The following is a 19,074-nucleotide window of genomic DNA, read 5'->3' on the forward strand; positions in this document are numbered from 1 at the left end:
AAACCTAGATAAACAAAAAGTATATGCAAAGACTAAATACAGCATGCTCACCTTTTAATAAAAGAGTAAAAGCGATTCGGATGATCCTAATGTCCTCATTCATTCTTGCTTTCGCACAGGTGACAACAGCACAAACCTTGATTCTAAACGATTCAGCTTATTTTGAATCAAGAGGTTTGAACGTGTTGGTGTTTTCCAACGAGTACAATGGAGAGTTTTTTGATGAGAAAACAGCTGGGATTGAGCTGATTCACCATGGGGTGAGAACTGCTACTGGTGGTGCGGTTCGACTGCATCACACACCTGAGCAGTGGGATTTGATCCCAAAGATGATCAACCGAACAGTGGACAAGGCCAATAAGACCATCGAGGTTAAGCTCAGGTATGAGGCCTACGATTTCGATTCTAGACTGAAAGTGACCCCAAAAGGAAAGGGCTTTGTAATATCCGTTGTCTTGGATCAGCCTGTGCCAAAAGAGTTAGAAGGGAAGGCAGGATTTAATATGGAGTTTTTACCTGCTTCCTATTTTGAGAGCAACTATTTGATTGATGGCAAACCCGGCATCTTTCCTAGGTATCCGGCAAGTAACACACTCACTAAATCTTCTAGTCAAAAAATTCCCCAGTTTGCCGGTCACAATACATTTGACGATCGTGGAAGGGACGAATACATCGTACCACTACCCTTAGAGTCTGGTAAAAATCTCATTCTCGCGCCTGAAAATCCAGAGCGCAGAGTGAAAATTCAATCTGAAGATGAAATTATGCTTTTTGACGGGCGCAACTTGGGACAAAACGGATGGTATGTGGTCCGAAGCATTCTTCCTGCCAACAAAACAGGGGAGGTTCTTTCTTGGTATGTAGAGCCCAACACTATAACTGATTGGCTAAGAGAGCCGGTGATTGGTTTCTCTCAGGTGGGCTATATGCCTAGTCAGGAGAAAGTCGCTGTTGTAGAATTGGACAAGAACGATCAACCCTTGAAAACTGCCTCCATCTTTCAGTTAAATGAAGAAGGTGAGTTCGTAGAGAAACTGAAGGCTGATGTGAAGCCTTGGGGGAAATATTTGAGATACAATTATGCTCAACTGGACTTTAGCTCCATACAAGAAACAGGTATTTATTATATCCAATACGGAGATTACAAAACAAATTCCTTTCAGATTGCCAATGATATTTACTCTAAAGTATGGCATCCTACGATGGACGTGTTTTTCCCTATTCAAATGGATCACATGGAAGTAAATGAGGCCTATCGTACCTGGCACGGAAAACCATTTGCTGACGACTGTCTGCAGGCACCACTCAATCACAAACACTTTGATGGCTATGAACAGGGTGCTACCACAGATACAAAATACAAGCCTTTGGAGCGTATCCCCGGTATGTCAGTGGGAGGGTGGTTTGATGCTGGTGATTATGATATCCAGACATTTAGACATGTGCTGGTGATTGCCAGTTTTGTAGAGTCTTGGGAGACATTTGGCATAGACAGAGATGAAACTTACATCGATCAAAAAACACAATATGTGGATATCCACCGACCAGATGGTCAGCCGGATATCCTTCAGCAAATCGAACATGGTGTGTTGAACCTTGTCGCTCAGGTAGAAAATATTGGCCATCCGGTCAGAGGGATAGTCGTGCCCAATTTGCATCAATACCACCACCTGGGAGACGCCTCTACCGAGACGGATAATTTGCCCTATAATCCATCACTGAAGCCTTATGAATCTGATGGCTTGTCGAGTGGTACGCCGGACGATCGCTGGGCTTTTACTAATAGAAGTACTTTTCTGGACTACCGAACGGCTGGCGCTTTGGCTGCTGCCAGTCGTGCACTGAAAGGCTACAATGATGAGTTGGCAGATAAATGTATCAATATCGCCAAGCGTCTATTTGAAGAAGCCAACGAAAACGCAAAAGCACCTGGTCATGTGATGTCCAGATGGGGACGGGGCAGCGATATGATTGCTATGATGCAGCTCTTCCTTACGACTGGAGAAGAACAATATAAAAAGGGCTTTTTGGATAATATCTGGAAGGTTTTGGATGAATCCTTGGAGCGCAACATCGATTATGCTTTGCTGGCATTGCCCTATATGGACGAAGCATATAAGTCTAAGCTACGAGGGTATGTGGTGAAGTATAAGGAAAATACAGACAAAGAAAATGCTGATAATCCCTATGGAGTTCCGATTGCCAAGAGGGGATGGGGCGGTAGTTCGGTTGCCATCAATTGGTCTATTACCAATTATCGAATTCTAAAATCCTATCCTGACATTGTGGATATAGAGGATGTGTACAGCGGACTGAATTACATTTTTGGTTGTCACCCATATTCCAACTTGTCATTCGTAAATGCGGTCGGTAACAAATCTAAGAAAGTAGCCTATGGAAGCAACAGAGCGGATTTCTCGACTATAGCTGGAGGGGTAGTGCCTGGACTTATTTTTCTAAAGCCGGATTATCTGGAAAATAAAGACGATTGGCCGTTTTTCTGGGGGGAAAATGAGTGTATCATCGACGGGGGTGCCTGGTACATTTTTCTCGCCAATGCAGCAGAAGAATTGGCGAAGAGTAATCTCAAGAACAAATGAAAAGAATTGTCTTAGTCTTTTTCATTTCGTCTATCATAGTAGCTAATGTGCGTTCACAGCGACTAGAACTTAAATCTCCCAACCAGAAAAATACGGTTGGTCTTTGGAAAGATTTGGAGGATCAGGGACGATGGTTTTTGCGTGTGGAGCACATGACCGCTGGGGCTAGAACGGAAATTCTACCAAGAATTGATTTAGGCTTGATTACAGATAAAACTGATTTCTCAAAAGGCCTTCGTTGGGTTAAATCGGGCAAGGTTCGGGAAGTGAGGGATGATTACAAAATGCTCCATGGAAAAAAGGCCCATCGCCAGAATGTAGCGAAAGAAGTGACGGTTCAATTTCAGCTCCCAGATAAGTCTCCATTGAATGTGGTCATCAGGGCCTATAATGATGGTGTGACCTTTCGGTATGTGATCCCTGAGATTGACGGAGATCTTACCGTAAAGGAAGAAATGACTGCCTACACGATTCCCGATAGCACTAGAAGGTGGCTTCAAAAATTCAATCCTGCCAATGAAGGTTATTATCGCAGTACTGTCGCCTCAGAGGAGCAGCAGGACTGGGCTTATCCGGCACTGTTTCAATCTCCCGATAGTGCTTGTTTTTATTTGCTGCATGAAGCCGATTTGGGTCGGGATTATTGCGGGACTAAACTGACCAATTATCAAAACAAAAACGAATACAAACTCTCCTTTCCTGATGATTGGAACGGCAGGGGACAAGGCCAACCTGAACCAGTAATATCCGAACCCTGGCATTCGCCGTGGAGAGTGATCATCATCGGGAGTCTGGCAGATATTGTGGAATCAACCTTGGTGGAAGACGTATCTGAACCCAATAAATTAGAGAATACAGACTGGATCAAGCTAGGTCTTGTCTCCTGGAACTATTGGTCAAATAACCATGGAACCAAGGACTATCAAATAGTAACCGAATTTGCAGATTTGGCAGCCCAGATGGGTTGGCCCTATACGCTTCTGGATTGGGAGTGGGATGCCATGACCAATGGGGGCAATCTGGATGATGCGCTAGCGTATATTCATTCGAAAGGAGTGAAACCACTGATCTGGTACAACTCTGGCGGGGATCATACCTGGGTAGCAGCTACACCAAAAGATCGTATGCTTACGCATGAAAACCGGGTAGCAGAATTCAAGAAATTGAAGGAGAAAGGGATAGCAGGGGTGAAAGTTGACTTCTTCGAAAGTGAGAAACAAGACATGATCAATTATTATCTGGATATTATTGAAGATGCCGCGGAGTATGAAATCATGGTGTACTTTCATGGCTGTCTGGTACCAAGAGGTTGGCAGAGAACTTATCCTCACCTGATGACCTACGAAGGAGTAAGAGGCGCAGAGTGGTACAACAACCGTCCGGATTTCACTTTTGAAGCGCCGGAGCACAATACCATTCTTCCATTCACCAGAAATGTGGTAGGCTCGATGGATTACACGCCCATCACTTTTACCAACTCGCAGCATCCCCACATTACCTCCTATGGACATGAGCTGGCACTAGGAGTATTGTTTGAGTCGGCCTTTCAGCATCTGGCAGACAGACCGGATGGTTATCAATCTTTACCTTTTGAGGCTAAGGATTTCCTTAGTGATCTGCCCGTGGCATGGGATGAAACCAAGCTGCTAGATGGATTTCCTGGGAGAGATGTAACAATCGCTCGGAAAAAAGAAGAAAACTGGTACATCGGCGGAATCAATGGAGAGGATAAATCTAAGAGTCAAACCTTGTCTCTGGACTTTCTTGCCGCAGATACCCAATACAAATTGACTTTGATCGCGGATGGCGCACATGACAAAAAGCTTTCGACTAAATATTTGATAGTGGACCGTTCAGATTCACTTGATATCAAGATGCTAAGGAGGGGAGGTTTTGTGGTTTCTTTGATTCCGGTCATTGATTAATTGAAAGAGACAGCTTATTAAAATATTATCCACTTTTTAAAACTTAATGATTATGAACAGATTGACTAATTACTTGCTCAGGACATTGTTCTTGAGCCTATCACTATTAATTCCTTTTTTTGTAGGAGCTCAGGATGGAACGATTTACCCTCTGGATGCACCTAAAGAGTCCAATGCCATACCACTGAACACTGGAGGTGTGGAAGACCAACCTGCATCAGAGACTTGGTTTAAGCAGTGGGGCGACCCAATGGCCCGAAACATTACCAAAGCTACACTCAGGCCTTTCTTGCCCGATCCCGACAAGGCCAATGGGACAGCGGTAATCGTGACACCAGGGGGTGGCTTTCGTTGGTTGTCGTTAGGCAATGAAGGCTGGGAGGTAGCTCAAGCATTGGCTGATCAGGGGATTGCTGCGTTTGTATTGAAATACAGATTGCACCCTACGCCTGACAAGTTAGAGGACTTCACCGCATGGATGAACCGTCCGAGAGGTTCAGTGACCGATGATTCTAAAGAATCCGTTCCAGAGCTGCCTCGTCGCGACCTTTCTGATCAGCTGGAAGATGCGGAGGCCGCTTATGCCATGATTGTGGATCGAGCGGATGAATGGGGGGTAGATACCGACAAAATTGGTATGATCGGTTTCTCTGCCGGAGCAGGATTGACTATGCACTCTACTTTGAATTCTAAAACAATGAAGCTGGCGTTCATTGGTCCTATCTATGGAGGAATGGGTGAGGTAGAAGTACCAGAAAATGCACCGCCAATGTTCAACGCCATTGCCACAGACGATTTTTTGTTTAGGGGGCAGTTTGGGGTTATCAAATCTTGGTACGATGCAGGCATACCTGTTGAGTTTCATCTGTATCAGAACGGTGGTCATGGTTTTGGGCTGGGGAACCCAGGTCGCACCAGTAACAAATGGTTCGATGCATTTATCCATTGGTTGACAGTGAACGAGTTTATTTAGTCTAGACCTCAAAGTATAAGTCTAGCCTCTTGTTTTAGCTAGTCTCCTTCCTCCTTTAAAATTGGATCATGACAGTAATCTGTATTGGGAGGATGGGGATTAATGCTTCACATAATGGGATAAAAAACTAATTATTGGTCTTTATCTGTATGGTGTGACACTATTAATATTCAAATTGAATCTGTATGAAAAGGATGTTTTCTACACATCTTCCTGATTCAACTGTTAGTCACGCATTTATGAAGAAATAAAATTTCGACAAACATCATATCAAACACATATAATGAGACTGGCAATTACTATTCTACTGTTAATTTTTACATCATCACTTTTTGCTCAACAGAAACAAACTGTGTCTAGTCCAGATGGGCGCGTGACCGTTAGTGTTTCTATTGACAAGGGGCAAGCAAGCTACTCTGTTAACTATGGTGGTAGCTCTATGTTGGAGGCTTCACCATTAGGCTTGACAACCAACGAAGGTGATTTTACATCAGACATGAGTTTTGTAGTGGCTTCAGAGGGGGTGACTAGCCAAACTTATAGTATAGTGACGATCAAGCAGTCGGAGGTCAACTATGAGGCCAATATCCTGAAATACATGATGGCCAATTCAGAGGGCAAGCAACTGTCCGTGCTTTTTCAGGTCAGCAACCATGATATCGCCTTTAGGTATGAGTTGCCCACTTGGGACAAAACAGTGGTTACGGTAGTAGAAAGTGAAGCCACGGGTTTTAAGTTTCCATCTCAAACCACGGCATTTCTATCCTATATGATGGAGCCAATGGCTGGTTTTGCCCGTACTTCGCCGAGTTACGAAAGTGGCTACCAGACGGATGTGCCCATGGATCAAACCAATGCCAGGGAAGGTTATGTATTCCCTGGCTTGTTTAGGGTAGGAGATGAAGGCTGGGTGCTAGTGTCCGAGACAGGGGTGAGTAGCCAGTATTGTGCCTCACATCTGAGTGCCTACCAAGAAGGTAAGTACACCGTGGAATATCCTAATCCAGAACAGAACAACGGTTTTGGGAGTAGCGGTGCGCAGATTGGACTGCCGGGTGTCACGCCATGGAGGACGATCACTGTCGGGGAGTCGCTAAAGCCGATTGTAGAGACGACCATTCCTTATGATGTGGTGGAGCCTTTGTATGAAGCTTCGATGGGTTATCAGATGGGTCGAAGTACTTGGAGCTGGATCATCTGGCAGGACAATAGCATGAACTATGAAGACCAGGTGAAGTATATCGACCTGGCAGCAGCGATGGATTTCGAATATATCCTGATCGATGCCTGGTGGGACAAGAACATCGGCTATAAGCGCATGGAGAAGTTGATCGACTATGCCGATTCCAAAGGTGTAGGGGTTTTTCTCTGGTACAATTCCAATGGAGCTGCCAATGATGCTTTCATGACCCCACTCAATAAGATGAACAGCACTATAGCCAGAAAGAAGGAGATGAAGTGGCTCAAAGAAGCTGGAGTGAAGGGATTGAAGGTGGATTTCTTCGGAGGAGACAAGCAAGAAACGATGCGGCTCTATGAGGATATACTGTCTGACGCCAATGAGTATGGTTTGATGATCGTCTTCCATGGTGCGACACTACCACGTGGCTGGGAAAAGATGTATCCCAATTTTGTAGGAAGTGAAGCGGTGCTGGCCTCAGAGATGCTGGTCTTCGTGCAGGACGTGAGGGAGAAGGAAGCCTTTTATGCCTCCTTGCATCCGTTTATGCGTAATGCCGTGGCGAGTATGGAATTTGGGGGTGTCGTGCTCAATGATTTCCTCAACAAAGGAAATAAGGAAGGACAGGAAAGATTGACCACCGATGCTTTCCAATTGGCAACTGGCGTATTGTTCCAGAATCCCGTGCAGATGTTTGCCCTTACGCCTAACAATTTGGAGGATGTGCCAGCGTTCGAATTGGACTTTATGAGAGCACTGCCAACTACCTGGGATGCTACAGTGTTTGTAGATGGCTACCCGGGAAAGTACAGTGTCTTGGCCAGAAAGTCAAAAGGCAAATGGTATGTAGCAGGGGTAAATGCAGAATCATCCGAAAAGAAACTAAAGCTGGAAGTGCCTATGTTGGCAGGCCAAACGGTCAAACTATACGGGGATGACGAGGATGGAAAAACTTACTTGAAGGAAGTGAAAGTAGCTCGCAATGGTATGATCACTATTACCATGCAAAGCAAGGGCGGTTTTGTGTTGACCCAATAGTTTTAATCAAATTAAACCATATGAAAGTGAATAGATTCGTTTTATTTTTTTATTTCTCAATGCCAGTGATTGGATTGGCTCAAAACCCCATCATCCAAACCAACTACACTGCAGATCCTGCGCCCATGGTCTATAATGGCAAAGTCTATCTATACACCAGTCACGATGAGGACAACTCCACCTGGTTTACCATGGACGATTGGCGGTTATACACATCAGAGGACATGGTCAATTGGACAGATCATGGTGCAGTGCTGGACTATACTGCATTCGACTGGGCCAAGATGAACGCCTGGGCACCAGCGGCCATTGAGCGGAATGGCAAGTTTTACATGTATGTACCCATTACGACTCGTAGCGGTATGAATGGGATAGGGGTAGCTGTGGCAGATAGTCCTTATGGACCTTTCAGAGACCCATTAGGTAAACCTATGATCTCAGAAAGAATGGCAGATATAGATCCTGCGGTCTTTATCGATGACGATGGCCAAGCCTATCTCTATTGGGGCAACCCAGTGTGCTACTATGTCAAGCTCAATGAAGACATGATTTCATATGAAGGTGAGATTGCTCAGTTTCCGAATACCATTGAATCCTTTGGGAAACGCAGCAAAGAAGATCCGAGAAGACCTACAACCTACGAAGAAGGGCCTTGGATGTACAAGCGAGGAAATTTGTATTATTTGATTTTTGCGGCAGGTCCTATCTCAGAGCATATAGGCTATTCGACGAGCAATAATCCTACAGGGTCTTGGGAATATCAAGGAGTGGTGATGCCTACTCAGGGAGCGGCTTTTACCAACCATCCGGCTGTCATTGATTTCAAAGGAAAAACCTACTTTTTTTATCACAATGGGGCACTTCCGGGAGGAGGAGGCTTTACCCGTTCGGTTTGTGTCGAAGAGATGAAATTCAAGAAGAACGGGGACATCATTCAGATGGATATGACCAAGGGTGTGGAAGAAGCCTTGAGTACGATCAATCCCTACATGAAAAATGAAGCTGAGACCATGGCCTGGTCTGAGGGCGTGAAGTCATACACAAATGATGTAGTAGGCGTATTCATCACCGCCAAAAAGAATGAGGCTTATACCAAGGTCAGAAATGTAGATTTCCGAAAGGAAGGAGCTGGTCGTTTCACTGCACGGGTGGGCACTACGCACAATGGAGGGGTGACAATGGAGGTAAGACTTGATGCACTAGACGGAAAGCTGATTGGCGAGATAGAAGTGTCAATGACTGGAGGGGATGACCGTTGGGCATTGCGGTCTTTGGATGTCAAAGAAGTCAATGGTAAGCATGATTTATACTTTGTATTCAAAGGAAAAGCATCTAGTGATATTATGTTTTTTGATTATTGGATGTTTAGCAAATAGTAAATCACATATTATATAGAATAAAAGTAGATTAGAGGATTAACTGTATAAGAATATGATCAGGAGACAAAATCAAATAGTGGTTTTACTAATGTTACTTTGCGTAATTAGCGGAGGTGTTCATGCGGTGCAAGCACAGTTTGCTCAAGCAGACAGAGATAGTATCAATCGTTACTCTTATCTGGATTTTCAGGAGATGAAGAAGTCTTTATCCATTGAGATCGAGAATAGACCTGGCCCATCTGGTGATCCTTTAGCTGCCAATGCAGCCAATACTGATGAGTCTAACGTACGATCTTATAGTTTACCTAACCCATTGATGTTTTCTGATGGCAAGAAGGTGACAAACCAGAAAGATTGGTGGGTAAAGCGACGATCCGAAATCGTGAATGATTTTGAATCAGAAGTATATGGGAGACTACCCGAGAACTTGCCTAAAGTCAACTGGGTGGTCAAATCTGTGAAAGATACCATAGTAGGATCATTTCCTGTTCAAGAAAAAACAATGCTTGGGATAGTTGACAATTCTGCCTTCCCCGAAATAAAAGTTGAAATAGAATTGGTAGTGGGTACACCTAAGGAGGCAACAGGTCCAGTGCCAGTGGTGATGGAGTTTGGTTTTATCAATTGGCCCTTTGGCAAGAGAGCACCAGAACCCAATTATTTCATGTCCGCATATGAGCCCTTGTGGAAGCAACAACTCTTGTCACAAGGATGGGGTTATGCGATCCTGGTACCATCTAGTATTCAAGCTGATCATGGAGCTGGACTAAAGTCAGGGATCATAGGGTTAGTCAATAAAGGTGCTGCTCGCGCACCAGAGGAGTGGGGTGTGCTCAGAGCATGGGCTTGGGGAGCGAGTCGCGCATTGGACTATTTTGAGAAAGATGCTGATGTGGATCAAAAAAAATAGCCATAGAAGGAACATCAAGGTACGGAAAAGCAGCTTTAGTCACGATGGCATTTGATGCTCGTATTTCATTGGGTTTTATTGGGTCTTCTGGGGAAGGTGGAGCATCTATCATGCGAAGAAATTTCGGCGAACAGGTAGAAAATTTAGCATCTTCGAGTGAGTATCACTGGTTTTGTGGCAACTTCATCAAGTACGCAAGTTCACTAACAATCGATGACTTGCCAGTAGATGCACATGAATTGATCACGCTTTGCGCTCCAAGACCAATTTTTATCAGTGCGGGCTCTCACTTCATAGAAGGACAATGGGTTGATGCCAAAGGGATGTTTTTGGCAGGTGTACATGCTCAACCAGTTTATCAATTGCTTGGCGCAAAAGGATTGGGAACAAATGATTTTCCAGTTTTAGGCTTTCCATTGATCAACGGTGAAATTGCCTTTCGTCAACATGCAGGAGGGCATTCCACAGGGCCCAATTGGAGTACATGGATTGCTTGGGCACACCGGTATTGGGATAAGTAAAAAAAATCCAAACCAAGGGATACTTTTTGATGTTCAAGTCTTTATAGTCTTTAAGGGGTGAAATGTGTCTTCATCTCACGGCATGATTGAGAAAGATGAGATGGACAATATGGAAGAAAACTAACCTAAAGTGTTTTATAACTTTACTTTTTTTGTTTTTGGCTGGTAGATCAGTTCTTCAGGCACAGCAATTCAAAGAAATAGGTCTTCAGAGCAAGCTATCGGAGGTATCTAATAATAATGGAGTAGCAGTAGCCGATTATGACAATGATGGAGACTTAGATGTGTTTGCTGTGACCCGTTGGGATGGGCAAAACCCCGCTTCCAGTCAGCTTTTTCAAAACAATAATGACGGTACATTTACTAATGTAACAACACAGTCGGGTATTCAAAGTACCCATGATTATTCTGTAAACAGACCCCAAAGCCCACATCCATTTGGTGAAAAAATGGGAGCTTCATGGGGAGATTTTAACAATGACGGCTATGCCGATTTGTTCCTAACGAACTCTATCTATCTAGAACTGTACTTAAATAATGGGGATGGAACGTTTACTGACGTCACGACTGAGATGGGGATCATTGATACAAATGAATGTATCAATGTCGTAGGTCTCTGGTTTGATTATAACAACGATTCTTTTCTTGATTTATATGTTTCTGGGGTGATTACCGTGTCCAGTTGCAGGGGCAAATTGTATAGAAACAACGGGGGTACTTCTTTTACTGAAGTGTCAGAGGAAGCGGGTGTTAAGGATAGTGGGCGCTCTGCCTGGACGGCTATTCCGCTAGATGTAAATGAGGATGGTCATCAGGATTTTTACATTGCCAATGATTTTGGAGCGAGCAATGAACTGTATGTTAATGATGGGACAGGGTATTTTGTAGATCAAGCCGAAGCGTACGGTGTGTCTGACAAGTTTATGGACGGTATGGGAGTCGCCTATGCAGACTATGACAATGATGGCTCCTTGGATTTATATGTGACCAATATTAACGAAAGTTCCCTGTTTCGCAACAGTGGAGGGGTATTTCAAAATGTATCTAAAGAGGTTGATGTGTTTTTGACTGGCTGGGGCTGGGGGTGCGGATTTGCAGATTTTGATCATGATCTAGACATGGATTTGGTAGTGGCTAATGGATACTATAACAATGATCAGGACAGATACTATGAAAACACACTGGAGACGGGGAGGATGATGTTTTTGGATCATTCCGAGCAAAGTGCTTTTGGAAAGAGTTCTATTTCAAATGGCTTGACGGTATTTGACTATGATAATGATGGTGATTTGGATGTATTGATAGGACGAACTGCAGGCGCATTAGGGTTTTATGAAAACCAAGTGATCTCAGGGGGCAATGAAGGGGGACAAAATTGGGTAAAGATTGACCTAGAGGGGGTTAAGTCTAATCGAGATGCTATCGGTACATTGGTGACTTTACAGGCTGGAGGTAAGATGTACAAACGTTACTATCAGGGTGCAGGACTAATGATGCAAAATCAAATACCAGTACATTTTGGTCTTGCAAATATTGAGTCAATTGATGAGGTGGTCATTGCTTGGACATCAGGTATCATTGACAGGTATGATGATGTTCCAGTTAATTCTTTTATCCACGTGACCGAAGGAATAGGTTATCAAACGCTGAGCTTATCAAGTGATAAAATATCAGGTTGCACAGATCCTAATTCGTGTAATTATGAGGTGACCGCAACTTTTGATGATGGATCATGTGAGTATTTAAAATCAAACCCCATTAGTGGGCGAGTGTTAGTAGGTCCTTTGAGTACATTCACATACTCTTATCCCAAAGTGCAGGGTAATGACTATCAATGGACAGTAAGTAACGGACATATTCTACATGGTCAGGGTACCGAATCGATCACTGTACAATGGGGTATAGGACAGTATGGACAAGTAGCAGTGACCGAAAAGGGAAAATGCTACAGTCAAGAGATAGCACTGGATGTAGCCATAGTATCGGACGAGGTGGATTATGATGTCTCTGTTGCTCGTCTGTGGAATGAGGCTTTGTTGTCGGCTATTCGTGTGGATTTCGCCAGACCTACTGTCCATGCAAGGAACCTTTTTCATGCAAGCATAGTGATGTATGATGCCTGGGCTATTATCAGTGGTGGGGCAGACCCTTATTTGATTGGAAAACAATTATATAACTATAACAATAGTTTTGATGGGTTTGAGTCATTGATAGAAAAAGGAGAAGCCTTAGATATAGCGATCAGTTATGCGGCTTATCGACTTTTGACTTATAGGTTTAGGCATTCACCTAATCAGAAAGTCACTCAAGATAGGTTTGATGAACTAATGCTTCTCTTGGGCTATGACCTCTACAACAACTTCTCGGATTATAGAGGAGGAGATCCAGCGGCTTTGGGCAATTTCATTGCTCAATCCATGATAGAATATGGCTTAATTGATGGTGCGAATGAAAGCAATCAATACTCCAACGAATACTACCAACCTGTCAATGCCCCGCTGGTACCTGTTTTGCCAGGCAACCCTACTATAGAAAACCCGAATCGATGGCAGCCACTACAGTTTCAGGTGTTCATCGATCAGGCTGGCAATCCGATATCAGGTAATACACCTTCTTTTCTGAGTCCTGAGTGGGGCAATGTGAAACCATTTAGTCTTAGGGAAGAAAGCGCCACTCATTATAGTCGCAATGGCAATGAATACATTGTATATCACGATCCAGGCATGCCACCCAAGATCAATCAGGCTAAAATGACTTCTTCAGATGTAGATGTGTACAAGTGGAACTTCTCGTTGGTCGCTATTTGGAGTTCACACCTAGACCCCAGTGATGGCGTGATGTGGGATATTTCTCCACGAGGCATTGGTAGTGTCAACTTTCATGACCTGCCATCAGAGCTGTCTGATTACGAAGGTTTTTATGATTTATTTGAAGGTGGAGATATTGGTCAGGGGCGATCAGTGAATCCTGTCACGGGACAAGCGTATCAACCCCAAATAGTAGCTAGAGGAGATTATGCCAGAGTTTTAGCAGAGTTTTGGGCCGATGGGCCAGACTCTGAAACACCACCTGGTCATTGGTTTACTATACTAAACTATGTACATGATCATCCTGATTTTGAGCGAAAGTTCAAGGGGCAGGATGGAGTAATTAATCCGTTGGAGTGGGATGTAAAGGCTTATTTCACGCTAGGAGGTGCTATGCATGATGCAGCTATAGCCTCTTGGGGAGTCAAAGGGTGGTATGATTTTATACGACCGATCTCGGCTATCCGCTATATGGCAGATCAGGGACAATGCACTGACCCATCTCTTGACAACTACCATTCGGACGGTATACCGTTGATAGAGGGGTATATCGAAGTAGTCAAAGTAGGAGACCCGTTGGCAGGTCATGAAAACCAACATGTAGGAAAAATTAAACTTTTTGCTTGGAAGGGGCATGATTACATCGATGATCCAGAGAAGGATGAGGCTAGAGTGGATTGGATTCTTGCTGAGAATTGGTGGCCTTATCAACGCCCATCATTCGTGACACCTCCTTTTGCGGGGTATGTGTCGGGTCATTCGACGTATTCCAGAGCCGCAGCTGAAGTGCTTACGCGCTTGACAGGAAGTGACTATTTCCCAGGAGGGATGGGAGAATTTACAGCCAAAAAGAATAAATTTTTGGTGTTTGAAGAGGGACCAAGTCAAGATGTAGTTTTGCAATGGGCGACCTATCGCGATGCATCCGATCAATGTAGCTTGTCCCGAATTTGGGGTGGTATCCATCCACCAGCTGACGACCTGTCTGGAAGAATGATGGGAGGAAGGATCGGGAGAGATGCATTTGCATTAGCAGAGAAGTACTTTAATGGCAATGGACTTAGTGTCAAAGTGAAACATAATGTTTACCCGGTACCAAGCCATTCTCACGAGGTATATATCACCAATACCTCGATGGGGGAGCAGTTCTTCGCCTATGACTTACAAGGTAATCAGATCCCAGTCAGAAAGACGGGGTTCAATGATATCACAGGGATCACATCCATTTCTTTCGATACCACCAATCCAGGAATTTACTTTCTGAAATCGGATAGTGGTGCGTGGAAGGTACTACTGCAATAGTATGGAATGAAAAAGTAGGTAAAGAAAGGGGTAGATTTTACTGAGGAGGTCTTTATTTAATAATAGGACATGTATGCATAGCAAACCAAAACTAGATTAGACTAATGAATACTAAGATTTTATCAAAAACTAGAGTCCTAGGTACCTTGTGGCTTTTTTTTGTTTTGTTGTTTGCCCATCAGGTACAGTCACAATCCACAGAAGAGTGGTATGATCAAGCGCAGGAGCGCATAGATACTTTAAGACGTGGCGAGTTTGGGATTGAAATATATGATATAAATGGTCAAGCCTATACGGGCGAAGTGAAGGTTCGAATGGCCAAGCATGAATACCCGTTTGGGATGTCGTTTGACTTCTATGAAGGAGATATAGATACGGATGTGCCAACCGAAACTCAATGGATGAAAGCCGCTATGTACAAGTATTTCAACTATGGAGTGTCGGGGAACTCATTCAACTGGATCGAGAAGAGACTCCTGTTCACGAACTCACTGTACAGGTGAGTGATGGGATGAATGTAGTGTCTGTTTTGGTTGCGATTTACCTTGATAAGGTATTGAGTGTAGGGACGCATGCAGCTAGAGGCACATTGATTTATCCAAACCCTACCACAAATACTCTGAATATCCGCAGCAACGATTCCTTTGATCAAGTCTCAATTTTTGATTTGGGAGGGCAATTGCTTTATAAAGAAACGTATGGCGGGCTGATTCAAGATACTAGTCTTGAACTCGATTTGGACGAAGGTATCTACCTATTGAAGTTGTCTAACAAAACAATGATAAATGTTTCTAGAGTGATAGTACGATCGAATTAATAGAAAAATAAACATATGATGAGAAGGATAGGATTAATAATAGCGGGCTGTGGCTTGTCATTAGCAGTGTTTGCTCAAAAAGAAGTAAGCATAAAAATTGATACAGAATCAAAAGGCCCAGTGATTAGCAAACATATCTATGGACATTTTGCGGAGCATTTGGGTAGATGTATTTACGACGGTTTTTATGTTGGGGATAATGAAACGAAAATCCCCAATACCGATGGAGTCAGAAATGATATAGTAGCAGCACTCAAAGAGCTTCAAATTCCAAACTTGCGTTGGCCGGGAGGTTGTTTTGCAGACACCTATCATTGGAAGGATGGTATAGGACCTAAAGAAGAGCGACCAACCATTGTCAATCGCTGGTGGGGAGATGTGACCGAGGACAATAGTTTCGGTACGCATGAGTTTTTGAATATGTGTGAGCTATTGGGGACAGCACCTTATTTGTCTGGAAACGTAGGTAGCGGAACTGTGCAGGAGTTTGCTGACTGGATGCAATATGTCAATAATGACGGAGTAAGTCCTATGTCTGATCTGAGAAGAGAGAATGGGAGAGAAGATGCTTGGAATGTCAAATACTGGGGTGTAGGCAATGAAGCCTGGGGCTGTGGGGGCAATATGACGGCTGATTATTATGCCAATGTATACCGACAATACGCCACCTATATGGGTGGATGGACCAGTAACGAAGGGATTCAAAAAATTGCCTCTGGTGCCAGCAGTGGAGACTATGACTGGACAGAAACTTTGATGAAGAAAATACCAGCTCGATTGATTGATGGGATTGCCTTGCATCATTATTCGGTAATTGATTGGGACAACAAAGGGTCTGCTTCAGAGTTTTCGGAGGAGCAGTATTTCATCACTATGCAGCGAGCCTATGAGATGGAAGAACTCGTGACCAAGCATATAGAAGTAATGGACAAGTATGACCCAGAAGGAAAGATCGACCTAGTAGTGGATGAATGGGGTGGATGGTATGATGTAGAAGAAGGAACCAATCCAGGTTTCCTCTTTCAGCAAAATACAATGCGTGACGCGATGATTGCAGGTATGACACTAAACATATTTAACAACCATGCCAATAGAGTGAAGATGGCCAACTTAGCTCAGGCTGTTAATGTGTTACAGGCGGTGATCCTGACGGATGAAGAGAAAATGATTCTAACGCCCACCTATCACGTGATGAGGATGTATACTGTACATCATGATGCGACGCTTATGCCTCTGGAAATCAATAACACAAGTTACGTAAAGGGTGATGCAGAACTACCCGCTATTTCAGCCTCTGCTTCTGAGGATTTGGATGGAAAGAAACACCTGTCAATTGTCAATATCGATGCGAGTCAATCATACAAGATAAGAGTGCCTTTTAGTGGAGTCAAGAAGTCTCAAGTATCAGGTGAAGTATTGGCGTCTGGAAAAATTCAGGATCACAATACTTTTGAAAAACCTAGTCATGTAGCACCAGTAGAATTTAAAGACTTTAAGGTGAAAGAGGGAAATGTTGAGTTGACGCTTCCTCCTGCTTCTGTGGTGGTATTGGAGATACAATAGATTATAAGTTATTACTGACGTTCAGCTCCAAGGAAAGTCCAAACTCTATTAACCCTGATTATTCAATAGGAAATAGAGATAGTGTTTAAAAGTTTGAAAGGAGTTCGTTTTGGGAGAATTTTAGGTAGATCAAACTACACCCAAATGGTTAATCTTCCAATAGAATATTCAGACAAGCCAGTCACTCCTTATGGAGGGATGAGCTTGATGAAAAGGTCTTTAGATCAGACAGGTATTAAGGATTATCTAGGCAGTCTTGATTTACCAGCGCCTGGGTCTAACCGTGGCTATGCGCCAGCTGATATTGTCACTTCATTTTGGCTGAGTATTTGGACTGGCGCGAGTCGATATATTCATTGTGATTGGCTCAGGCATGATAGTGTTTTACAGTCGATTTTCGGATTGAATCAAATGCCATCTCAAAGCACATGTAGTCGTTTTTTTGGAAAGTTTTCACAGAAGAGAAATACGGAAGTTTTCCCTGTTCTTCAAAACTGGTTTTTCGATCAAATTGGGGTAGACAATATAACAGTAGATTTTGACAGCACTGTGATCACTCGGTATGGAGATCAACAAGGTAGTGCCAAAGGGTACAACCCTAACAAACGAGGAAGGAACTCACATCATCCTTTGATGGCTTTTGTGGGGCAAACCAGAATGGTGGCCAATGCTTGGCTCAGACCTGGTAATACCGCTGACAGTAGCAGTTGCAAACTCTTCATGCAATAAACCTTTGCCCTCAACCACCACAATCGAGCCACCTTAAAAACACTCAAACCCTATTGCTTTGCATTAGGAGCGTGGACGGTAAATCATGCCAACAAGAAGGTGTTGAAAATCTCATTGCCAGCTAAAAAAAGACCGTGGATGGACGGGATTTTCTCTCAAATCAATAATCTAAGTCCTCCTTTCAAGTATCCTAATGAATAATGCGGGTTTAACCTGTGAAATGTCAGGTATATTTGCTGACCGATTTAAACTATAGGAAGTATCTAGGGCGTATTTTTGTTTGATCTACTTTAGAGTAGGTAGTCAATGATTTTTTTAGATTGCGAATCTAATTATATGTTTCACTTAAATTAATAATGTATGACAGATCCCACTTTGCAAATGTATTTACTCGCTTTTATGGTGGTCACAACTTGGCTCATGGTATTTTGGTCACAATTCAGAAAAATGATTTCTGTAAAATTAGAAACCAGAAATATCGAAGACGTGGCACGCTACAATAGACTCAAACGGATAGGAGGTTGGTATTGGGCTATTTTTTCTGTTTTTGGAATCATGACGGTGATATATGCCATAGCACCAGACTTGTATTTTTTGTTTTTACCATTGGATATGTTTCATCATCCAGTCATTAATACAATGGGGCTATTGATTTTGAAAATTTCGGTAGTATGGATAGTAATTGCACAACTGGATATTGATAAAGAGTTGTATAAGTATTCTCGTAATATTCAGAGCCTATCCGCGATGGAGTTGGTTAACTACACAGAACGAAAATTGTTGTCAGGAATGTTGGTGTTGTTTGTTGGGTATTTTACCACAATTACGAACATAATTGGCTTGCTATTGGTTATAGTTGGTTTTGTGATTCATACGCGAGTTTTTTCGAGTAAAGCCACCGCTCCATGTTAATCAATTAATCTTTTGAATAAACTGATTCTGAAATTGAGGAACACAAAAAAAATACTACCTGTTACTTTGCTTTTGGCTCTATATGTCGTGGTGATGGTATCGGTGTGTTTTTATCAATCCCAGGATTTTTACAATTTCAATTCTCATGAGTCAGGCGAGTATACTTCTCATTTTGTTCATAGTCGTTTTACACACACTACCCCTACAGAGTATCTAGTCTCTGTTCAGATCCCTTGGTTGTTTCGTCTGCCTCATGGCGGAGATAATTATTTTTGGGATATTCAATTGGCGCATGCTTTTCAATTCAAAAGCCTATTGTCTAAGCAATTAATTGATTGGCTTGACATCCTTGTCAAGCATCGAAAAGCTGACATACTCTACCCTTTTCATTTTTTTTGGTGATCACCACTTGGTATTA

Annotated in this window: 14 protein-coding genes; all 14 read left to right on the forward strand. The window is 43.1% G+C overall.

Features of this window, described 5'->3' with window-relative positions:
- Positions 1-23: 23 nt before the first annotated feature.
- The 14 genes from BGP76_RS03835 (at position 24) to BGP76_RS03890 (ending at position 19,058) form a co-directional block, all read left to right on the forward strand.
- Positions 24-2,600 (forward strand): glycoside hydrolase family 9 protein, encoded by a 2,577-nt coding sequence (locus BGP76_RS03835; protein ID WP_255416053.1) that lies wholly within the window; start codon positions 24-26, stop codon positions 2,598-2,600.
- Positions 2,597-4,525: a glycoside hydrolase family 97 protein gene (locus BGP76_RS03840; RefSeq protein WP_119843659.1), complete on the forward strand. Its 1,929-nt coding sequence runs from the start codon at positions 2,597-2,599 to the stop codon at positions 4,523-4,525. Before BGP76_RS03835 ends, BGP76_RS03840 begins: the two co-directional genes overlap by 4 nt.
- Positions 4,526-4,577: 52 nt before the next feature.
- Complete coding sequence (locus tag BGP76_RS03845) at positions 4,578-5,498, forward strand: alpha/beta hydrolase (RefSeq protein ID WP_119843660.1); 921 nt, start codon at positions 4,578-4,580, stop codon at positions 5,496-5,498.
- 283 nt (positions 5,499-5,781) lie between these two features.
- Positions 5,782-7,716, forward strand: a complete 1,935-nt coding sequence (locus BGP76_RS03850; protein WP_119843661.1) for a glycoside hydrolase family 97 protein — start codon at positions 5,782-5,784, stop codon at positions 7,714-7,716.
- 20 nt (positions 7,717-7,736) lie between these two features.
- A complete protein-coding gene (locus BGP76_RS03855) occupies positions 7,737-9,092 on the forward strand; it encodes a glycoside hydrolase family 43 protein (protein ID WP_119843662.1) in 1,356 nt (451 codons plus the stop codon).
- A 91-nt stretch (positions 9,093-9,183) separates the two neighbouring features.
- Positions 9,184-10,005, forward strand: coding sequence for a hypothetical protein (locus BGP76_RS20475; protein WP_255416054.1), 822 nt, complete (start codon positions 9,184-9,186; stop codon positions 10,003-10,005).
- A 44-nt stretch (positions 10,006-10,049) separates the two neighbouring features.
- Complete coding sequence (locus BGP76_RS20480) at positions 10,050-10,526, forward strand: hypothetical protein (protein ID WP_255416055.1); 477 nt, start codon at positions 10,050-10,052, stop codon at positions 10,524-10,526.
- Between the two features lie 158 nt (positions 10,527-10,684).
- Positions 10,685-14,635 carry an FG-GAP-like repeat-containing protein gene (locus BGP76_RS03865; RefSeq protein ID WP_158584036.1) on the forward strand — a complete coding sequence of 1,317 codons (3,951 nt, stop codon included), beginning with the start codon at positions 10,685-10,687 and terminating at the stop codon, positions 14,633-14,635.
- 104 nt (positions 14,636-14,739) lie between these two features.
- The gene (locus BGP76_RS20130; RefSeq protein WP_147407365.1) at positions 14,740-15,138 is read left to right on the forward strand and encodes a hypothetical protein; all 399 of its coding nucleotides are present in this window, start codon (positions 14,740-14,742) and stop codon (positions 15,136-15,138) included.
- Positions 15,033-15,452, forward strand: a complete 420-nt coding sequence (locus BGP76_RS03870; protein ID WP_119843664.1) for a T9SS type A sorting domain-containing protein — start codon at positions 15,033-15,035, stop codon at positions 15,450-15,452. Before BGP76_RS20130 ends, BGP76_RS03870 begins: the two co-directional genes overlap by 106 nt.
- 18 nt (positions 15,453-15,470) lie before the next feature.
- Positions 15,471-17,015: an alpha-N-arabinofuranosidase gene (locus BGP76_RS03875; RefSeq protein ID WP_221409860.1), complete on the forward strand. Its 1,545-nt coding sequence runs from the start codon at positions 15,471-15,473 to the stop codon at positions 17,013-17,015.
- 144 nt (positions 17,016-17,159) lie between these two features.
- Positions 17,160-17,744, forward strand: coding sequence for a transposase (locus tag BGP76_RS03880; protein WP_119843666.1), 585 nt, complete (start codon positions 17,160-17,162; stop codon positions 17,742-17,744).
- A gap of 360 nt (positions 17,745-18,104) precedes the next feature.
- Entirely contained in the window at positions 18,105-18,656 is a 552-nt protein-coding gene (locus BGP76_RS03885; protein WP_185146835.1) for a hypothetical protein, read from the forward strand.
- A 33-nt stretch (positions 18,657-18,689) separates the two neighbouring features.
- Complete coding sequence (locus BGP76_RS03890) at positions 18,690-19,058, forward strand: hypothetical protein (protein WP_139280867.1); 369 nt, start codon at positions 18,690-18,692, stop codon at positions 19,056-19,058.
- The last annotated feature ends 16 nt before the right edge of the window (positions 19,059-19,074 follow it).

It is taken from the genome of Reichenbachiella sp. MSK19-1, from assembly GCF_003590315.1.
GTDB classification, from domain to species: Bacteria; Bacteroidota; Bacteroidia; order Cytophagales; family Cyclobacteriaceae; genus Reichenbachiella; species Reichenbachiella agariperforans.

What these genes read in the sequence shown, in the direction of transcription:
- BGP76_RS03870 (WP_119843664.1), top strand. Translation starts at nt 15,033, where the DNA reads ATGGATGAAAGCCGCTATGTACAAGTATTTCAACTATGGAGTGTCGGG.
- BGP76_RS20480 (WP_255416055.1), top strand. Translation starts at nt 10,050, where the DNA reads ATGGCATTTGATGCTCGTATTTCATTGGGTTTTATTGGGTCTTCTGGG.
- BGP76_RS03850 (WP_119843661.1), top strand. Translation starts at nt 5,782, where the DNA reads ATGAGACTGGCAATTACTATTCTACTGTTAATTTTTACATCATCACTT.
- BGP76_RS03840 (WP_119843659.1), top strand. Translation starts at nt 2,597, where the DNA reads ATGAAAAGAATTGTCTTAGTCTTTTTCATTTCGTCTATCATAGTAGCT.
- BGP76_RS03845 (WP_119843660.1), top strand. Translation starts at nt 4,578, where the DNA reads ATGAACAGATTGACTAATTACTTGCTCAGGACATTGTTCTTGAGCCTA.
- BGP76_RS03835 (WP_255416053.1), top strand. Translation starts at nt 24, where the DNA reads ATGCAAAGACTAAATACAGCATGCTCACCTTTTAATAAAAGAGTAAAA.
- BGP76_RS03875 (WP_221409860.1), top strand. Translation starts at nt 15,471, where the DNA reads ATGAGAAGGATAGGATTAATAATAGCGGGCTGTGGCTTGTCATTAGCA.
- BGP76_RS20130 (WP_147407365.1), top strand. Translation starts at nt 14,740, where the DNA reads ATGAATACTAAGATTTTATCAAAAACTAGAGTCCTAGGTACCTTGTGG.
- BGP76_RS03880 (WP_119843666.1), top strand. Translation starts at nt 17,160, where the DNA reads ATGGTTAATCTTCCAATAGAATATTCAGACAAGCCAGTCACTCCTTAT.
- BGP76_RS03855 (WP_119843662.1), top strand. Translation starts at nt 7,737, where the DNA reads ATGAAAGTGAATAGATTCGTTTTATTTTTTTATTTCTCAATGCCAGTG.
- BGP76_RS20475 (WP_255416054.1), top strand. Translation starts at nt 9,184, where the DNA reads ATGTTACTTTGCGTAATTAGCGGAGGTGTTCATGCGGTGCAAGCACAG.
- BGP76_RS03885 (WP_185146835.1), top strand. Translation starts at nt 18,105, where the DNA reads ATGACAGATCCCACTTTGCAAATGTATTTACTCGCTTTTATGGTGGTC.